This is a genomic window from Pseudomonas sp. 13B_3.2_Bac1 (assembly GCF_025466205.1).
In the GTDB taxonomy this organism is placed as follows: domain Bacteria; phylum Pseudomonadota; class Gammaproteobacteria; order Pseudomonadales; family Pseudomonadaceae; genus Aquipseudomonas; species Aquipseudomonas fluorescens_H.
On record NZ_JANLOG010000086.1, the window covers coordinates 1 to 18306 of the forward strand.

The 18306-nt window shown below is 59.4% G+C and carries 14 protein-coding genes; 5 read left to right on the forward strand and 9 right to left on the reverse strand.

Annotation, left to right across the window (positions count from 1 at the left end):
• Positions 1-46: 46 nt before the first annotated feature.
• The 9 genes from NTD85_RS14325 to NTD85_RS14365 all read right to left on the reverse strand — a co-directional run bounded on the left by NTD85_RS14325 (position 47) and on the right by NTD85_RS14365 (position 12332).
• Positions 47-1507, reverse strand: coding sequence for an efflux transporter outer membrane subunit (locus NTD85_RS14325; RefSeq protein ID WP_262142459.1), 1461 nt, complete (start codon positions 1505-1507; stop codon positions 47-49).
• Entirely contained in the window at positions 1504-4611 is a 3108-nt protein-coding gene (locus tag NTD85_RS14330; protein ID WP_003224503.1) for an efflux RND transporter permease subunit, read from the reverse strand. Before NTD85_RS14330 ends, NTD85_RS14325 begins: the two co-directional genes overlap by 4 nt.
• 142 nt (positions 4612-4753) lie before the next feature.
• On the reverse strand, positions 4754-7849 hold the full coding sequence (locus tag NTD85_RS14335; protein ID WP_103520132.1) for an MdtB/MuxB family multidrug efflux RND transporter permease subunit: 3096 nt from the start codon (positions 7847-7849) through the stop codon (positions 4754-4756).
• The gene (locus NTD85_RS14340; protein WP_262142460.1) at positions 7846-9153 is read right to left on the reverse strand and encodes an MdtA/MuxA family multidrug efflux RND transporter periplasmic adaptor subunit; all 1308 of its coding nucleotides are present in this window, start codon (positions 9151-9153) and stop codon (positions 7846-7848) included. The genes NTD85_RS14335 and NTD85_RS14340 overlap by 4 nt, the downstream gene beginning before the upstream one ends.
• A gap of 176 nt (positions 9154-9329) precedes the next feature.
• Positions 9330-9830, reverse strand: coding sequence for a thiol peroxidase (tpx, locus tag NTD85_RS14345; protein WP_007968505.1), 501 nt, complete (start codon positions 9828-9830; stop codon positions 9330-9332).
• A 232-nt stretch (positions 9831-10062) separates the two neighbouring features.
• Complete coding sequence (locus tag NTD85_RS14350) at positions 10063-10422, reverse strand: hypothetical protein (RefSeq protein ID WP_262142461.1); 360 nt, start codon at positions 10420-10422, stop codon at positions 10063-10065.
• A 91-nt stretch (positions 10423-10513) separates the two neighbouring features.
• On the reverse strand, positions 10514-11212 hold the full coding sequence (locus tag NTD85_RS14355; protein ID WP_262142462.1) for a hypothetical protein: 699 nt from the start codon (positions 11210-11212) through the stop codon (positions 10514-10516).
• A complete protein-coding gene (locus NTD85_RS14360) occupies positions 11212-11715 on the reverse strand; it encodes a PAAR domain-containing protein (protein WP_096797341.1) in 504 nt (167 codons plus the stop codon). The genes NTD85_RS14355 and NTD85_RS14360 overlap by 1 nt, the downstream gene beginning before the upstream one ends.
• 248 nt (positions 11716-11963) lie before the next feature.
• On the reverse strand, positions 11964-12332 hold the full coding sequence (locus tag NTD85_RS14365; RefSeq protein ID WP_262142463.1) for a DUF6124 family protein: 369 nt from the start codon (positions 12330-12332) through the stop codon (positions 11964-11966).
• A 557-nt stretch (positions 12333-12889) separates the two neighbouring features.
• On the opposite strand from NTD85_RS14365, the gene NTD85_RS14370 reads away from it, so the two are divergent.
• From NTD85_RS14370 to NTD85_RS14390, 5 genes are all read left to right on the forward strand, one after another.
• The gene (locus NTD85_RS14370) at positions 12890-13315 is read left to right on the forward strand and encodes a YciI family protein (protein WP_262142464.1); all 426 of its coding nucleotides are present in this window, start codon (positions 12890-12892) and stop codon (positions 13313-13315) included.
• Between the two features lie 338 nt (positions 13316-13653).
• Positions 13654-14445, forward strand: a complete 792-nt coding sequence (locus tag NTD85_RS14375) for a hypothetical protein (RefSeq protein ID WP_262142465.1) — start codon at positions 13654-13656, stop codon at positions 14443-14445.
• Between the two features lie 10 nt (positions 14446-14455).
• Positions 14456-15907, forward strand: a complete 1452-nt coding sequence (locus NTD85_RS14380) for a DUF1254 domain-containing protein (protein WP_262142466.1) — start codon at positions 14456-14458, stop codon at positions 15905-15907.
• A 13-nt stretch (positions 15908-15920) separates the two neighbouring features.
• Positions 15921-17324, forward strand: a complete 1404-nt coding sequence (locus tag NTD85_RS14385; protein ID WP_262142467.1) for a DUF1254 domain-containing protein — start codon at positions 15921-15923, stop codon at positions 17322-17324.
• A 12-nt stretch (positions 17325-17336) separates the two neighbouring features.
• Positions 17337-18287: a transporter gene (locus tag NTD85_RS14390; protein WP_262142468.1), complete on the forward strand. Its 951-nt coding sequence runs from the start codon at positions 17337-17339 to the stop codon at positions 18285-18287.
• The last annotated feature ends 19 nt before the right edge of the window (positions 18288-18306 follow it).

The window sequence follows — 18306 nt, forward strand, 5'->3', positions numbered from 1 at the left end:
AAAAAAAAAAAAAACCCCCCCCCCCCCCCCCCAGCTCCTACACGATTTATTCGCTGGCCAGTTGTCCGTCCCAACCACCGCCCAGCGCCGCAATCAATTGCACGCTGGCAATCAAGCGGCTCTGCAGAATGTTCAGCACAGTCCGCTCGTTGCTTAGCGCGGTGGCCTGCACTACAACCACATCGATGTAGGCAATCAACCCGGCCTTGTACTGATTCTGGGTCAGACGCAGCGAGTCGCGCGCCGCCTCCAGTGCTTCCTGACGCACAGCGGCTTCGTCTTCATACACCTTCAATTGCACCAGATAGTTTTCCACTTCACGGAAACCATCGAGCACAGTCTGGCGGTACTTGGCGACGGTCTGGTCATAGACCGCCTCGGTACGGTCAACCTCGGCCGAACGGATGCCGCCGTCGAAGATCGGCAAGTCCAGTTTCGGCCCGACCGACCAGAAACGGTTCGGTAGCGTTAACAGATTTTTCGAGGTACTGCTGCTGTAACCACCGCTCATGCTCAAGGTCAGATCCGGGTAATACGCGGCTTTCGCCACACCGATGTTGGCGTTGGCGGCAATCACCGAGCGCTCCGCCGAGGCGATGTCCGGGCGGCGTTCCAGCAACTGCGACGGCAGACTCAGCGGAATCTGCGGCAGGTTCGGAATGCTCTGGGTTTCAGCAATGCTGAACTCGGCCGGCGCCTGCCCGGTGAGGACGGCGATAGCATTCTCGAACTGCGCCCGTTGCCAGATCAGGTCCACCAGATCGGCCTGCGTGCTTTTCAGCTGAGTCTGTGCCTGCGCCACCGCATCGCGCCCGGAAATGCCCGCGCGGTACTGGTTCTGGGTCATTTGCAGCGATTTCTCGTAAGCCGTGACGGTGGCTTCGAGCAGCCTCTTCTGCTGATCGATCACCCGCAGTTGCAGGTAATTCTGCACCAGCTCCGACTGCTGGCTCAGGCGCATCGCCGCCAGATCAGCGAAGCTGGCCTGGGCGCTGGCTTCGTTGGCTTCCAGGCCACGGCGCAACTTGCCCCAGATATCCGCTTCCCAACTCACGCCCAACTGCGCGTTGTAGGTGTCGCGAATGCCGCTGGCGGAACTGCTCAGGCTCGAACTGCTGCTGCCGGTGCCCTGGCTGGAGCGGGTTTTGCCCAGGCTCAGGTCGACGTTCGGGTAAAACGCCCCCCGGGCACTGCGCACCAAAGCCTGGGCCTGACGGTACTGGGCTTCGGATTGCGCAACGGTCTGGTTGGAGCTGTTGAGTTTCTCGATCAGGCCATTGAGCTGCTGATCGCCATACAACTCCCACCAGGCGCCACGAGCCAGCGAGTCGCTCGGATTGGCCTGGCGCCAGCCTTCGGCCTCTTTGTATTGCGCCACTTGCGCGGTCTGCGGGCGCTGATAGTCCGGGCCGACGGCGCAGGCACTGAGCATCGCCACGCACAGCGACAGACTCAACAGGCGCGAGCCGCGCGCAGTGGCCAGATTGAGAAGCGAACGGTCAGTCATAGCGGAGTTTCCAGAGCGGCGTCAGTACGCACGCCACGCCACTTGTTGAAGCGGTGGCGCAGCTTGTCGAGATAGAGGTAAACCACAGGCGTGGTGTAAAGAGTCAGCACTTGGCTGAAGATCAGGCCACCGATGATAGTCAGGCCCAATGGCTGGCGCATTTCCGCACCTTCCGCACGGCTGAGCAGCAACGGCAAGGCGCCGAGGATCGCCGCCAGGGTGGTCATCAGAATCGGCCGCAGCCGTTGCAGGCAGGCGCTGCGGATCGACTCCAGCGGCGACAGGCCCTGATGGCGCTCCAGTTGCAGCGCCAGGTCGATCATCAGAATCGCGTTTTTCTTCACCACCCCGATCAACAGGAACAGTCCGAGCAGCGAGATCAGGCTGAACTCGCCGCCCAGCGCATAGATCGACAGCAACGCGCCGACGCCGGCCGAGGGCAGGGTCGAGAGAATCGTCAGCGGATGAATGTAGCTTTCATACAGCACGCCGAGCACCAGATACACCGCCAGCAGCGCACCGAGGATCATGAACGGCTGGCTCTTCTGCGTCGCGGCAAAGGCGTCAGCGGTGCCGGCCATTTTCGCGATAACGTCTTCCGGCAGACCAAGCTTGGCAATCGCCCGTTCGATCGCGGCACTGCCCTTCTCCACCGTCACGCCTTCGGCCATATCGAAGGAAATGTCTTCAGAGGCGAACTGGCCTTCGTGGCTGACGCGGTCGTCTTCCAGACTGTTTTCGTAATGGGCGATGGTCGACAACGGAATCCGCGCGCCGTCAGCGGTAATTACGTGCACCTGATTGAGCGTCACCGGATCCTGCGCGTATTTCGGATTGACCTCCATCACCACCTGATACTGGTTGAGGCTGTCGTAGATCGTGGAGATCTGCCGCTGGCTGTAGGCGTTGTTCAACACCGCCGTGACCATGTTCATGTCGACGCCGAGGCGCTTGGCCTGATCGCGGTCGACAATCAGCGTGACCTGCTGCGCGCCGCGCCCCTCGCGGGCGTCGATGGCCGTGAGCTCGGGCAGTGCCCGTAACGCGGCGACGACTTTCGGATACCACTCGCGCAACGAGCCCAGATCGCCGCTTTGCAGGATGTAGCTGTATTGCGAAGTGGTCTGCTCGCGGCCACCGCCGAACTGCAGGTCCTGATCCGCCATCAACATCAACTGAGCGCCGGGAACCTTGGGCATTTCCTTGCGCAGACGTTCGATGACTTTCTGCGCCGAGAGTTGACGCTCCTTGATCGGTTTCAACCGCACCAGCATAAAGGCGTTGTTGGTGCCGTTGGTGCCGCCGATGAACCCGGCGACGCTTTCCACCGCGTCATCCTTGAGCACGGCGCGGCGGAAGGTTTCCATTTTCGGCTGCATGACACTGAACGAGAGGCCGTCATCACCGCGCACGAAACCAATCAACTGACCGGTGTCCTGTTGCGGCATGAAGGTTTTCGGCACCACGACATACAGCGCGACGTTCACCCCGACCGTGATCAACAGACTGAGCAATGTCAGACGACGATGACGCAACACCCAGTCGAGGCTGGTGGCGTATTTGCCGACCATCCAGTCGTTGGTCCGCCGGCTCCAGCGTTGCAAACGGTTTTCTTCACCCGGGGTGTGCGGTTTGAGCCAGCGCGCGCAGAGCATCGGCGTAAGCGTCAGGGACACCACCAGCGACACCACGATCGCCGCCGCAAGTGTGATCGAGAACTCGCGGAACAGGCTCTCGATAATCCCGCCCATGAACAGGATCGACAGAAACACCGCCACCAGCGAGACGTTCATCGACAGCAAGGTAAACCCGACTTCCTTGGCCCCGAGGTACGCGGCTTTCATCGGTTTGACGCCTTCGTCGATGTGCCGGGAGATGTTCTCCAGAACCACGATCGCATCGTCCACCACCAGCCCGGTCGCGAGAATCAGCGCCATCAGCGACAGGTTGTTCAGCGAGAAGCCATACAGGTACATCACCGCGAAGGTGCCGACCAGCGAGACCGGCACCGCCAGCGTCGGGATCAGTGAGGCGCGGAAGTTACCGAGAAACAGGAACACCACCAGAATCACCAGCGCCACGGCAATCAACAGGGTCATTTCCGCTTCGTGCAACGTGGCCTTGATCACTGGCGAGCGATCCATTGCCAGGTTCAGTTTGACGCTGGCCGGCAGTACCGCTTGCAGGGCCGGCAACTGCGCCTTGATCTCGTTGACCGTCTCGATGATGTTGGCGCCGGCCTGGCGGTTGATCACCAATAGCACCGCCGCGTCATCGTTGAAGAAACCGCTGTTGTAGCGGTCTTCGACGCCGTCGCTGACCTTGGCCACGTCCTTCAGACGCAGGGCTGCGCCGTTGTTGTAGTGGATGATCAGTGATTCGTAATCCTTGGCTTTCTCCAACTGGTCGTTGGCCTGGATCTGCCACAGGCGCTCGCTGTCTTCCACCGAGCCCTTGGGCCGGCGCACGTTGGCCCCGGCGATGGTCTTGCGTACATCATCGAGCGCCACGCCGTACTGGTTCAGCGCCTGCGGTTCGAGTTCGATGCGCACCGCCGGCAGCGAACTGCCGCCGATCTGCACTTCACCTACGCCCTGCACCTGGGACAGGCTCTGCGAGAGGATGGTCGAGGCCAGGTCATAGAGCTGGCCTTTTTCCAGCACGTCCGAGGTCAGCGACAGCACCATGATCGGCGCCTGCGACGGGTTGACCTTCTTGTAGGTCGGCATGCTGCGCATCCCGCTCGGCAACAGGTTGCGCGAAGCGTTGATCGCCGCCTGCACTTCCCGCGCCGCGCCGTTGATGTCGCGGTCGAGGTCGAATTGCAGAATGACCCGGGTCGAACCCTGGCTGGAACGGCTGCTCATGGTGTTGACACCGGCAATCGCGCCGAACGAGCGCTCCAGTGGCGTCGCCACCGTGGACGCCATCACCTCGGGGCTGGCACCGGGCAGGCTGGCCTGGACCACGATCACCGGGAAATCCATTTGCGGCAGCGGCGACACCGGCAACAGGCCGAAGCTGACACCGCCCAATAGCATGATCGCCAGGCTCAGGAGCATGGTCGCGACCGGGCGCTTGATGAAAGGACCGGAGAGGTTCATTGACCGCAATCCCCAACATCACACCAGTCCCTTGTGGGAGCGGGCTTGCTCGCGAATACGGTCTGACATTCAACATTCATGTCGCCTGATACAGCGCTTTCGCGAGCAAGCCCGCTCCCACAGGGGGAATGTGTCCAGACAGTCATACCGGTACCTCTTCGGCATTGGTTTTGCCAAAGCGCCGACCCAGACGGTCGAAGTACAGGTAGATCACCGGCGTGGTGAACAGGGTCAGCACCTGGCTCACCAGCAAACCGCCGACCATCACCAGACCCAGTGGCTGACGCAGTTCCGCCCCGGAACCGGTGGCGAGCATCAATGGCACCGCGCCGAACAGTGCGGCCAGGGTGGTCATCAGAATCGGCCGGAAACGCAGCAGCGCCGCCTGATAGATCGCCTGCTCCGGCGCCATGCCCTGCGTGCGTTCGGCGTCGAGGGCGAAGTCGATCATCATGATCGCGTTCTTCTTGACGATACCGATCAGCAGGATGATGCCGATGATCGCGATCATGCCCAGGTCATTGCCGCTGAGCAGCAACGCCAGCAAGGCACCGACCGCCGCCGATGGCAGGGTCGAGAGAATGGTGATCGGGTGGATGTAACTTTCGTAAAGCACGCCGAGCACGATGTACATGGTCACCACCGCTGCCAGAATCAGCAGCAAGGTGCTCGACAACGACGCCTGGAACGCTTCGGCCGCGCCCTGGAACTGGGTCTGCACACCAATCGGCATGCCGATGTCCTTCTGCACTTGATCGATGATGTCCACCGCATGCCCCAGCGCCACGCCGGGCGCCAGGTTGAACGACATCATCACCGCCGGGAACTGACCGATGTGGGTAATCGCCAGTTGCGCCTGACGCTCCTCGACATGGGCCAGGCTCGACAGGCGCACCTGCGCACCGTCAGTGGTCTTGACGTGAATCTGATCCAGCGCCGCCGGCCCGATCTTCTCCCCGGCCTGCGCTTGCAACACAACGCGGTACTGGCTGGCCTGGGTGTAAATGGTCGAGATCTGCCGCTGGCCGAAGGCGTCGTACAGCGCATCGGTGATGTTCTGCACCGAAACGCCAAGGCGCGAGGCCGCGTCGCGGTCGATCACCAGATAGACCTGCAGGCCCTTGTCCTGCAAGTCACTGGCAACGTCGGTCAACTCCGGACGCTGGGCCAAGGCCTCGACCAGACGCCCGCTCCACTGACTGAGCAATTCTGCATCCGGCGAAGACATGCTGAACTGGTACTGGGTCCGGCTGACCCGATCCTCGATGGTCAAATCCTGCACCGGCTGCATGAACAGGCGGATGCCGACCAGCTTGTCCAGTTGCGGTTGCAGGCGCGCGATCACCTGCGTGGCGCTCAGATCACGCTGGCCGTGCGGTTTGAGATTGATCAGCAGGCGCCCGCTGTTGAGCGTGGCGTTGTCGCCGTCGACACCGATGTAGGACGACAGGCTTTCAACCGCCGGATCTTCGAGAATCACCTTGGCCAGCGCCTGCTGACGCTCGCCCATGGCCGCGAAGGAAATCGACTGCGGCGCCTCGGAAATGCCCTGGATCACCCCGGTGTCCTGCACCGGGAAGAAGCCCTTGGGTACAACCATATAAAGGAACACGGTCAGCGCCAGGGTACCGATGGCCACCATCAGGGTCAGCGGCTGGTGCTTCAGCACCCACTGCAACTTGCGCCCGTAAGCAGCGATCATCCAGTCGATGAATGCGCCACTGGCCCGGTAGAAACGGCCCTGCTCGTGTTCTTGCGGTTCACGCTTGAGCAGTCGCGCGCACATCATCGGCGTCAGGGTCAGCGAGACCACCAGCGAAATAAGGATCGCCACCGCCAGAGTGATGGCGAATTCGCGAAACAGCCGCCCGACCACGTCGGCCATGAACAGCAGCGGAATCAGTACCGCAATCAGCGACAGGGTCAGGGAGATCAGGGTGAAGCCGATCTGCTTCGCGCCTTTGAGCGCGGCCTGCATCGGGCTGTCCCCTTCTTCAATGAAGCGCGCGATGTTTTCCAGCATCACAATCGCATCGTCGACCACAAAACCAGTGGCGATGGTCAGCGCCATCAAGGTCAGGTTGTTGACCGAGAACCCGGCGAGATACATCACGCCAAACGTACCGATCAGCGACAGCGGCACCGCTACCGACGGAATGATCGTCGCGCTGGCACGCCGCAGAAAGAGGAACGTCACCATCACCACCAACGCAATGGCGATCAACAGTTCGTGCTGCACGTCAGTGACCGAGGCGCGGATGGTCTGGGTGCGGTCGGTGAGCACGGTGACGTCGAGGCCGGCCGGCAGGTTGTCGGTGATGCTCGGCAGCAAGGCCTTGATCCGGTCGACCACCTCGATCACGTTGGCGCCCGGTTGACGCTGGATGTTCAGCAGCACCGCCTGATTCTGGTTGGCCCACGCGGCGAGACGTTCGTTCTCCGCGCCATCGACGATTTCCGCCACATCCTTCAGGCGCAGCGGCGCGCCGTTCTTGTAGGCGAGGATCAGGTTGGCGTAGTCCTTGGGCGACGTCAGTTGGTCGTTGGCGTCGAGCATCGAGACCCGCGTCGGACCGTCGAAGTTACCTTTCGGCTGGTTGACGTTGGACGCGCCGATCAGGGTGCGCACGTCTTCGAGGTTCAGGCTGTTCGCCGCCAGGGCTTCCGGGTTGACCTTGATCCGCACTGCCTGACGCTGACCGCCGGCAATGCTGACCATGCCGACGCCGCTGATCTGGGCGATCTTCTGCGCCATGCGCGTGTCGACCAGGTCATTGAGCTTGGGCAGGAGCATGGTTTTTGAAGTGATCGCCAGGGTCAGCACCGGGGTGTCCGCCGGGTTGACCTTGTTGTACACCGGTGGTGCCGGCAAATCGGTTGGCAGCAGATTGGTCGCGGCGTTGATCGCGGCTTGCACCTGCTGTTCGGCGACGTCCATGTTGATGTCGAGGCTGAAACGCAAGGTCAGCACCGAAGCGCCTCCGGAGCTGGTCGAGGCCATTTGCGTCAGGCCGGGCATTTGCCCGAACTGGCGCTCGAGCGGCGCGGTCACGGCACTGGTCATCACGTCCGGACTGGCGCCGGGGTACAGGGTCATGACGCGAATGGTCGGGTAATCGACCTGCGGCAGCGCCGAGACCGGCAGCAGGCGATAGGCAATCAGGCCGGCCAGAACAATGGCCAGCATGCTCAGGGTGGTGGCTACCGGACGGAGGATGAACAGCCGCGAAATGTTCATGCGCCCTTCTTGGCCTTGTCTGTAGAGGCGGTGTCATGCGCGCTGGCAGCGGGCTTGCCTTGCAGGTGTTCGGTCGGGGTGGTCGGCACGTCATTGCTGTCGTTGACCACTTCGACTTCACTGCCCTCCTTCAAGCGGTCGGTGCCTTCGAGCACCACGCGGTCGCCCGCGGCGAGACCTTCGGTGATCACCGTGTTGTTGCCATCGCTCGCGCCGATCTTCAGTTGGCGGATGGTGACTTTCTTGTCGCCGTCCATTGCATAGACGAAGGTGCCATTGGTGCCGAACTGGATGGCTGCCGACGGTGCCAGCACTACACCCTTGAGGGTGTCGGCCAACAGGTGCACGTTGACGAACTGATTGGGGAACAGCGACTGGTCGCGGTTATCGTAACGGGCCTTGAACTTCAGGGTCCCGGTGGTGACGTCGATCTGGTTGTCGAGGCTTTGCAGGACGCCGGTGGCCTGGATTTTGGTGTCGCCGCGATCCCATGCCTCAGCGGGCAGTTTGGCGCCGCCGTGGTAACGCGCCAGCACGGTTTCCAGATTGTTCTCCGGCAGGGTGAACACCACGCTGATTGGTTGTGTCTGGGTAATGACGGCGAGGAACGTGGTGTCGTTCGCCGCCACCAGGTTGCCGACGTCGAGCTGACGCAGGCCGACGCGACCGGCAATCGGTGCGCGGATCTTGGTGAATTCGAGATTGAGTTTGGCGTCGTTGACCGCCGCCTGATTGGTCTTGACCGTGCCCAGATACTGGCCGACCAGCGCTTCGGCGGTGTCCAGGGTCTGCTTGGCGATACTGTCTTCCTTATACAGGCCACGATAACGCTCGACGTCGACCTGTGCGTTTTTCAACTGCGCCTGATTCTGCAGCAAGGTGCCTTCAGCCTGGAGCAAGGCATTCTGATAAGGACGCGGATCGATCTCTGCCAGCAGGTCGCCGGCCTTGACCATCTGCCCTTCTTCGAAATTGATCTTCACCAGTTCGCCGCCCACCCGGCTGCGCACATTGATGGTATTGAGCGCGGTGACCGTACCCAGTGCCTTGTAATAAAGCGGGAAGTCACCCGTGACCGCCGGTGCCACACGCACCGGAATCGGCCCGGCCGCCCCGCCGAAGCCCGGCCGCATCATCCCCGAACGCCCGGTGTGGCCGGCAGCAGCTTTCTGCGCGCCCTCCTTGTGGGCTGAACCGGCGGGCCAGAATTTCCAGCACAAAGCGGCGATGATCAGCAGCACAAGCAGGCTCAACAGCCAGCGACGAGAGTTACGGGAGGACGATTGCATGGAGTGATTTACCATTGGGCGCGTGGGCTTCTTTTTACGGGAGGCTGAACGATAAGCACTGACGGGACTTAAGCAAAGCAGCTTTACCGGCTATTTACTTTCAACTTACGTTACAAGGTGTGAGCCAAGACACTGATACACAAATGAAAACGGCCTGGACAGGGCCAGGCCGTTAACAATTGTAAAAGCGCTTATTTCAGTACGGCGAGTGCTGCGTCGTAGTTCGGCTCTTCAGCGATTTCCTTGACCAGCTCGCTGTGCAGCACGTTGTCGTTCTCGTCCAGCACCACCACGGCGCGGGCGGTCAGGCCTTTGAGTGGGCCGTCAGCGATGGCTACACCGTAGTTCTCGATGAACTCGGCGCCGCGCAGGGTCGACAGGTTCTGCACGTTTTCCAGGCCTTCGGCGCCGCAGAAGCGGGCTTGGGCGAATGGCAGGTCAGCCGAGATGCACAGCACCACGGTGTTGGCCAGTTCGTTGGCCTGAGCGTTGAACTTGCGCACGGAGGTAGCGCAGGTTGGGGTATCAACGCTTGGGAAGATGTTCAGCACTTTGCGCTTGCCGGCGAAGTCTTTCAGGGTGACGTCGGACAGATTGCCGGCAACCAGAGAAAAGGCTGGCGCCTTGGAACCGGCTTGTGGCAACTGGCCGTTGACTTGAACCGGGTTGCCTTTGAGGGTGACTTGAGCCATGACTTGAGTCCTTCTGATGTTTTGATTGGAAAGCATGCAAGAGGCCGAAGTTAACCACGAAATTGTCCGACGACCTATGCCCCGCTTGAAAATTGTCAGGGGCCTGCGCAAAAAATTGTATACAACCCAAGCCCCCCTGTAGGAGCTGCCGCAGGCTGCGATCTTTTGACTTTATCTTTTCATCAAGATCAAAAGATCGCAGCTTCGTTTCACCGACAGCTAAAAGATTTGGTCAGTCGGGCATGGATCGGATGATGTCGGCTAGATCATCCTTGGTTATTTCATTGGCCTTGATAGCAGCGGCAATATCGGTTTTGGAGAGCGGAAACCGTTTGAAAATTTCTTTCAAGGTTTCCTCATCAACATTGGTCAGCCAGAGCGGATCTATAAATGAACCGCCATACTCAGGCTTCATGGGTACTTCTTCGTGTGCAATTGCACCTTTATGATTGAGATACACCACATAACGGTCATGCCCTTCAGGAAAGCTTTTATCGTGATAAAGGGTAGTACCCAAAGGCAGGACATAGTAATTCTCGTCGCCGTTTGGCCCTTCAATCAGCAACGGTTCTTTAGTTTTGATCATTTTCATATTGTGCCCCTTCGCAATATCGCCAAAAATCAGAAAACCCAAAAAAATCGCATTGACGGATAAAACCGCCACCAGCCATAGGCCAAGACGTCTATTTGTAAATATTTTTCTTATCATAGGGGGCCTCGGTATTTGCTTCGAGCATGGCTTGTAAATCCGCCGGCATGAAAATACCGTCCTTCGGACTACTTTGCGTACGCGCTGCCTGTCTTTCGATGAAAGAAAGACCACGCATCTCATTGAATTTAGCCGGGTTCTGCACAATTGACTTTCCCGAAACCTTTGCTCCTGCAATTGTCACGGTTGTGCAGTTATTCGTAGTCGGATGATAGTTCGATGGCAAGACATACCGAGCTGATGAGGCAGTCTTTTTTCGCTGTTCTTTTTGCTGGGCGACAATACCGTCGAAATGAGCGATCACAGCTTCGGCTTTTGCATTTTCCAAAAAATAAACAAAACCTGTTGTTGTACGCCCCAAACTGTTTTCACCAGAGATATACGCTTTGAAGGACGTCCAGACGTTCAACACGCCTTCGCCCTCGCTATCGAACGTGCCCCAGGTTTTTCCATAGCGACCAAAGTCATAAGTAATGTCTTTGCTACCGACCACCACGTGTAAAGCCGCGTGCCCGAAAGGATGCTCTTCTTTATCGCGGGTGTAGGGACCACCCACCAGCACTTCCATATACGCACCGGATACGACCACCTGATTGGTTTTTGTGGTTTTCCCTGGTGCGCCTGTATTTTTTGCTGCATGGGTTGTGCTGGTAGTTTTAGTAGACTGAACCATTAAAGATGTTCCGTATCTTCAAGTTTCGGAAACTTTATGCTGCAACTCCCCCTGGGAATATTTGCAACATGCACAAAGCCATTTTCGTCGAGGACGCCAGTCATCAAGGTTCCATCGGGAAGCGTCAATTCATACGCCTCGTTGGCTACAGGTTCATCTCTTTCATTAAGCAACTGAAACTCGACGAAAGTCTTTTCTTTCAGAAACTGCGAGAAGAAGCTGGCGGGAGCACTACCAGAATCACCGACGAAGGTGTCGGGTGATCCAGCAGTAATCGTCGCTCCACATGCCGTTTGGGAACCGACATGGGCAACGTCCTTTCCCAACCCAAAAACATGGGGGGCGCCCGTTGTTATGGGATTACTGCCGTGAATCGGGCAGGAATAGATATCTCCTACCAAAGCTACGGGAGTCGAGTTAACAAAAATAGGACTTGATCCAGTGCTGATATTTCCACCATGACTACCTGGATCTCCGAGCCTTGCGACTGGCTTTCCTGCCATCGTTTCTCTCCATTGAATATCACGACCTGCGGATGTTACCCGATCTTGTTTTGGAAAACAGGGTATCCATGTCACCTGCGAACTGGATAGAAAATACGACCGGCTAGAGTCTTTTTTGGTTGGTCGTTGACCGTTCCAACGCGCGGTAAAGGAATGTAACAAGAGAGCTCCGCGCGCCAACTCACGAATCTGACGCAGAGCGTCAAGGGCTGCATTGCTTTGCTGCGCGCGGGAAGGATCATGATCAATCAGTCTTTAAGTTCTACGTGATCCAGTGCTTGATTTACCGCTAACTCGCCCAGCATGACGACCTGAGCAATACCCAGTGCTGTTTTGCGCTGGGAGGTTTCCAGCGAGGCAGCGAAGTTGATGAGCATCTCGCTGGCCGAGCCGAGTGTTTCGCTGGCGTTGGCTAGAAGAGATTCGGTGTTGTACCTGGGATTGGCGAGGTACATGGACTCAGGCTCGTTGGCGCTGGACATGATACGGGCGGCGGGATTGAGGTAGTAGTCGAGGGCGCGGTCGGCGGCTTCGTGGAGTTTTTTACTGACGACTGAGGCGTAAGGGGTTGTGGTGTCGGCGCCTGACTCTGGGGGGTTGGGTGTTGGTTTTTTCATGGTGTAACTCCACTGAATAGTCGGAGCTGCCCCCTTCGGTTTCCGGACGAAGAGGTGGCAGCTGTACGCAGGTTGGAAACCCGGGCAGCGGCGACCCGGACGACCCGAAGGTCCCCCGCGCACAGCCGCCATAACGGAGTGCACACATTCGAAGTGCGCAAGGATACGTTATGAAAGGCGTGTACGCGCCACTAATACCCATCGGGGTTTCCAGTCCCGGTCGCTGAATTGGCAGCGACGAACACAGGCTAGAGACCCGACGTCCGACGGACAACCTGAAAACCTTGTGGGAACTCTCCGCAAAATCGAAACAACGTTTAAACATCCTGAATTGAAATACGCACGGGGAGCTGCCGCAGGCTGCGATCTTGTGATGTTGGTTTTTAACGACAGGAGCGAAAGATCGCAGCTTGCGGCAGCTCCTGCATTGGCAGTTGCAGCGTGTCGGATTGCGTTTGTTAAAGCGCAGCTTTGCGTCTTTTATTCAGACACCTGTCGATTCATGCGCGGCCCATTCGACTAAACCATGAATCCCCCCATTCCCTGGAGAAACCACCATGCGATTCATGATTCTTGTCAAAGCCAGCGCCGACTCCGAAGCCGGCATCATGCCCAGTGAAGAACTGATCACCGCCATGGGCAACTTCAACGAAGAACTGGTCAATGCCGGCATCCTCATCGACGCCGATGGCCTGCACCCGAGCAGCAAAGGCGCGCGCGTGCATTTCTCCGGCGACAAGCGCACGGTCATCGATGGCCCGTTCATCGAAACCAAGGAGCTGGTAGCCGGGTACTGGATCTGGGAAGTGAAGTCGAAGGAAGAAGCCATCGAATGGGTCAAGCGCTGCCCGAATCCGATGCCGGGCGATTCTGATATCGAGATCCGCCAGATTTTCTCCGCCGAGGACTTCGGCGCCGAGTTCACTCCTGAGGCGCGGGCGCAGGAAGAGCGTGTTCGCGAGCAAGCGAAGAAAAATGCCTGATCCAACGCCACGTTGAATTCGAAATTGCCATCGCGGGCAAGCCACGCTCCCACAGGTATTGAAGCGTTCACAAATCCTGTGACCGACTCGATACCTGTGGGAGCGTGGCTTGCCCGCGAAAGCGTCAGCACTGACAACACACATTTAATTGATCAGTTCACCATTCGACTGCGAAGCCGTACACAAAACCAAAGAATTAATCCCTTCGACTGGCTAACTCCCCATTAGCTGCTAGCGTCAATCAGACGTGTCCTACAGGCTTGATAAAAAAGGAAATACGTCCAACGGCCGAGAAGTGCCGGGTCGTCCATGCAGTAGCCACCAGGGAAACGGGGACCATGTCGAAAAAATTGGGGATTCGCGCCTTGCTGCTGGCGAGTTCGCTGGCGCCTGTGGTTTGTGCCTTTGCGAATAACGCCGAGGAGGCCAACAAAAGCAACAACCCGCTGAACCTGGCGCCCGGCGCCAACCTGCAGGATTACTACACGCCGAAGCTGTTCGACAGCAACCTGCACACCAACGATGCCTTGCTGCGCGGCACCTTGCCGATTGCGCCCAACGATTTCATCAGCGTCCCGCAACTGCTGCGCGCAACGATGCCGATCAGCACCCGCCCCAATCCGCACGGCGGCTACAGCACCGGCATCGGCGACCTCAACCTGTTCGACATCTTCCTGCTCAAGACCGACGGCGTGCAGTTGGGCATCGGCCCGCAGATCACCGCGCCGACCGCCGCCGAGGATGAACTGGGCACCGGCAAGTGGCAGGCCGGCCTCGCCGCCGTGGCGATTGATTCGTCGCCGCGTGGCCTGCTCGGTGCGCTGGTGCAGTACCAGAGTTCGTTTGCCGGTGACCACGACCGCGCGCATGTCGAAACCGCAACCCTGCAACCCTTCATCATTCATAACCTCGACAAGGGCTGGTACCTGCGCTCCACCGGCACCTGGACTTTCGACCTGAAGAACAACACGCACTACATCCCGATCGGCCTGGGTGCGGGCAAGGTCTGGAAGTCTGGCAGCAATATTCTCAACGCCTTCCTCGAACCGCAGTGGACCGTCGAACGCAAAGGCGATGGTGTGCCGCAGTTCACCCTGTTCGCCGGGATCAACGTGACATTCGGAAAATAAGGACATCGCCATGCACATCGCTTTACGCGCCGCCGGTTTCAGCCTGATGACCCTGTTCGCCAGCTGCGGCGTCGGTGCTCAGGAGCTCGACACCCGTATCGGCAAGATCGCCATGGAAGGCGAACTGCCGGCCCACGAGTCAATCGCCAAACTCTACGCCGAGCTGGATTTCCAGCAGGCGACCCAGAGCTATCTGTGGGCCTTGCCGCTGGTGTCCTACGCGCAATGGCAGGAAGAGTTTCGCGACAAGCTCGGCGCGCGCAGCGGCGATCTGATGGTGCTCAACAACTACGAAGACAAGCTCGGCGTGATCACCGCCAACGCCACCACGCCGTACATTCTCGGTTTCGTCGACCTCAGCGAAACCGGGCCGCTGGTGATTGAACTGCCACCGGGACCGACCGCCGGTGGCATCGGCGATTTCTGGCAGCGGGCGATCATCGACATGGGCCAGACCGGCCCGGACAAAGGCCAGGGCGGCAAATACCTGGTGCTGCCACCGGGCGTGGAGCCACCGGCGGATGCCGACAAGTATTACCTGGCCAAATCGGAAACCATGAACGTGCTGGTGGGCTTCCGGGTGCTGGATCCGGATCCGGCCAAAGGCAAGGCGCTGGTCGAGCAATTCAAGATGTACCCGTACGCCAAACGTGCCGAGCCGAGCAAGACCCGCCTGCTGTCGCCTGACGGTAAAAAGTGGTCGGGTACCCAGCCGCGCGGCATCGCTTACTGGCAGCGGCTGCACCAGATCATCCAGAAAGAACCGGTCAACGAACGTGACCGCTTCTACATGGCGATGCTCGCCAGTCTCGGCATCGAGAAGGACAAACCGTTCAACCCCAACACCCAGCAGCGTCAGGCCCTGGAGTCCGGCGCGCAGGTCGGTGAACTGATCGCCAAGGCCAACACCTTTGCCAAGCGTTTTCCTGACGCGCAGTACTGGCCCGACCGGCATTGGGACACGGTGCTGAACATCGCCGAACCGTCGCAACGCGTGGCCTTTTACGACCAGTTGTGGGAACGCAGCGCCTGGTTCTACGAAGCGGTGACCAACACCAAAGGCATGGTCTCCAAAACACCGGGTCTCGGCCAGACCTACCTCGGCGCCTACACCGACGCCAAGGGTGACTGGCTCGACGGCGGCAAGACCTATCGCCTGCACGTCGACGCCAACCCGCCGGCCAAGCAGTTCTGGTCGATGACCGTCTACGACATCGACAGCCGTTGCCTGATCGACAACCCGCAGCGCAAGGCCGACCTGTCCTCGCGTCAGGACTTGAAAAAGAACGCCGACGGCTCGGTGGACCTGTACTTCGGCCCGACCGCACCCAAAGGCTTCGAGAGCAACTGGGTGCAAACGCTACCCGGCAAGCACTGGTTCAGCTATTTCCGCCTGTACGCGCCGACCGAAGCCTATTTCGACAAGAGCTGGAAACTCGATGACATCACTGTCGTGCAATGAATAAGGACGCCGTATGAACGCACGCAATCTATTGCTGACCGGCCTGACCCTCGCCTTGAGCAGCAGCGCCTGGGCCGATTTCAGCGCCAGCCCCGAAGAGACCCGGGGCATCGCCAAGGACGCGTATCTCTATGGCTTCCCGATCGTGGAGATGTACAAGACCCTGTACACCCAGGCCGTGGACAGCAAGAGCCCGAACTTCAAGGCACCGTTCAACCAGATCGGCAACACTGCCAAGGCTTTCACTGCCAAGGACACCGCGTTCGTCACGCCGAACGCCGACACGCCCTACTCGTTCGTCTGGATGGACTTGCGCAGCGAACCGCTGATCCTGACCTTGCCGCCGATCGAAGAGCACCGTTATTACTCAGTGCAACTGATCGATGCCTACACGCAGAACTTCGCTTACCTGGGCACCCGCAGTACCGGTAATAACGGTGGCCACTTCATGATCGCCGGGCCTGACTGGCAGGGTCAGCAACCGATCAACATCGACCGGCTGGTGCGCAGCGAAAGCAACATCGCCTACGCGCTGTATCGCACGCAGCTGTTCGACGAAAAAGATCTGGGCAAGGTCAAGCAGATCCAGAAAGGCTACAAGGTCGAACCCCTAAGCCACTACGTAAAGCAGAAAGCCCCGGCGCCGGCACCGAAAGTCAGTTGGCCGAAACCGACGCCGACCATGAGCGAAACCCCGGAGCTGTTCCGCTACCTGAACTTCATGCTCGCTTTCACCCCGCCGCAGGATGTTGAAAAAGACCTGCTCGCACGCTTCGCCAAAATCGGCATCGGCGCCGGTCAGCCATTCGACCTGAAAAAACTCAGCGCCGAGCAACGCAAGGCCCTCGAAGACGGCATCAGTGACGCCAAGGCCGAATTCGCCGCGTTCAAGAAAGACAAGGTCGACACGCACGAAATCAGCAGCGGTGACCTGTTTGGCACCCGCGATCACCTCAAGGGCAATTACCTGTATCGCTACGCCGGCGCCAACATGGGCATCTTCGGCAACTCTGCCGAAGAGGCGAACTACATCGGCTATTTCGTCGACAAGGACGGCCAGCCGGCCGACGCAGCGAAACACGACTACACCCTGCATTTCGACAAGGGCGCCCTGCCTCCGGCCGACGCCTTCTGGTCGCTGACAATGTACGACGGCAAGAGCAAATTACTGGTGGCCAACCCGCTCAATCGCTACCTGATCAACTCGCGAATGCTGCCGGATCTCAAGCTCGATGCCGACGGCGGACTGACCCTCTACGTGCAGCACAACAATCCCGGCAAGGACAAGCAAGCCAACTGGCTGCCGGCACCGAACGGGCCGTTCTACGGCGTGTTGCGCCTGTACCTGCCGAAACCGGAAGTGGCCAGCGGCGAGTGGAAAATGCCGTTGCTCACCCCGGTCAACTCAAAACAATAAACGGAGCCAGTGATGGTCAAGCCTAACGTTGTGCGTCCGCTGCTGGCGCTGTGCATGATCGGCAGTACTCAACTCTATGCAGCCGAGGGCGGCGTGGGCCGGCCGATCACCGGGCAACAGGTGTATTCCAACGCCGGGATCATCCCGCCGGAACCGGGCTGGGTCGTCTCGGTGACCAGCATCTGGTACGACGGATCGCTCAAGGGCAGTCGCGGCGCGCCGATTTCCGGTGAAGTCAGTGCCGGGATCGACATGAAAGTCTCCTACACCATGACCAACCTGACGCACATCTGGGACACCGGCAAAGGCCCATGGAACTTCGCCTCGGCAATCGGTGTTCCGCTGCAGTACACCGACATCGACGCGGCCATCACCGGCCCGCGCGGACGCACCCTTGGCACCAGCGATTCCGGCACCCAGTTCGCTGACGCGCTGGTCACCCCGATTGCCGCCGGCTACCACTTCGACGAGTTGAACCACATCGCGTTCTCCCTGCCGATCTACGTGCCGACCGGCGCCTACAACGACAATCGCCTGGCCAACCCGGGGCAGAACAACTACACGTTCATGCCCACCGTGGCCTTCACCCATCTGGATGGCAAGGGTGGCGAGTTCACCCTGTCCAGTGGCTTGGAGTTCTACACCGAAAACACCGCCACCGATTATCGCAACGGCAACATCTTCACCCTCGATGCCTTGTGGACCCACGGTTTCGGCAGTGGCTGGAGCGCCGGCCTGGCGGCCGGCTATATCCAGCAGGTCACCGATGACAAGGGCCAGACCGCCGACAGCCTGAATGGCTTCCGTGGCCGCTCGGTGGGCGCCGGTCCGGTGGTGGCATGGGCCGGTAAATTCGCCGACGCCCAGGCGAGCTTCAGTGCGCGCTGGGTGCCGGAGTTCGACACCAAGAACCGCCCTGAAGGCAACGGCATTGCCGTCAACATGACCCTGGCGTTTTTCTAGACCGGCCACAAAGGACTGT

Bases quoted from the DNA above. Each gene is read 5' to 3' on its own strand.
- NTD85_RS14325 (WP_262142459.1), bottom strand. From the start codon at position 1,507: ATGACTGACCGTTCGCTTCTCAATCTGGCCACTGCGCGCGGCTCGCGC.
- NTD85_RS14330 (WP_003224503.1), bottom strand. From the start codon at position 4,611: ATGAACCTCTCCGGTCCTTTCATCAAGCGCCCGGTCGCGACCATGCTC.
- NTD85_RS14335 (WP_103520132.1), bottom strand. From the start codon at position 7,849: ATGAACATTTCGCGGCTGTTCATCCTCCGTCCGGTAGCCACCACCCTG.
- NTD85_RS14340 (WP_262142460.1), bottom strand. From the start codon at position 9,153: ATGGTAAATCACTCCATGCAATCGTCCTCCCGTAACTCTCGTCGCTGG.
- tpx (WP_007968505.1), bottom strand. From the start codon at position 9,830: ATGGCTCAAGTCACCCTCAAAGGCAACCCGGTTCAAGTCAACGGCCAG.
- NTD85_RS14350 (WP_262142461.1), bottom strand. From the start codon at position 10,422: ATGAAAATGATCAAAACTAAAGAACCGTTGCTGATTGAAGGGCCAAAC.
- NTD85_RS14355 (WP_262142462.1), bottom strand. From the start codon at position 11,212: ATGGTTCAGTCTACTAAAACTACCAGCACAACCCATGCAGCAAAAAAT.
- NTD85_RS14360 (WP_096797341.1), bottom strand. From the start codon at position 11,715: ATGGCAGGAAAGCCAGTCGCAAGGCTCGGAGATCCAGGTAGTCATGGT.
- NTD85_RS14365 (WP_262142463.1), bottom strand. From the start codon at position 12,332: ATGAAAAAACCAACACCCAACCCCCCAGAGTCAGGCGCCGACACCACA.
- NTD85_RS14370 (WP_262142464.1), top strand. From the start codon at position 12,890: ATGCGATTCATGATTCTTGTCAAAGCCAGCGCCGACTCCGAAGCCGGC.
- NTD85_RS14375 (WP_262142465.1), top strand. From the start codon at position 13,654: ATGTCGAAAAAATTGGGGATTCGCGCCTTGCTGCTGGCGAGTTCGCTG.
- NTD85_RS14380 (WP_262142466.1), top strand. From the start codon at position 14,456: ATGCACATCGCTTTACGCGCCGCCGGTTTCAGCCTGATGACCCTGTTC.
- NTD85_RS14385 (WP_262142467.1), top strand. From the start codon at position 15,921: ATGAACGCACGCAATCTATTGCTGACCGGCCTGACCCTCGCCTTGAGC.
- NTD85_RS14390 (WP_262142468.1), top strand. From the start codon at position 17,337: ATGGTCAAGCCTAACGTTGTGCGTCCGCTGCTGGCGCTGTGCATGATC.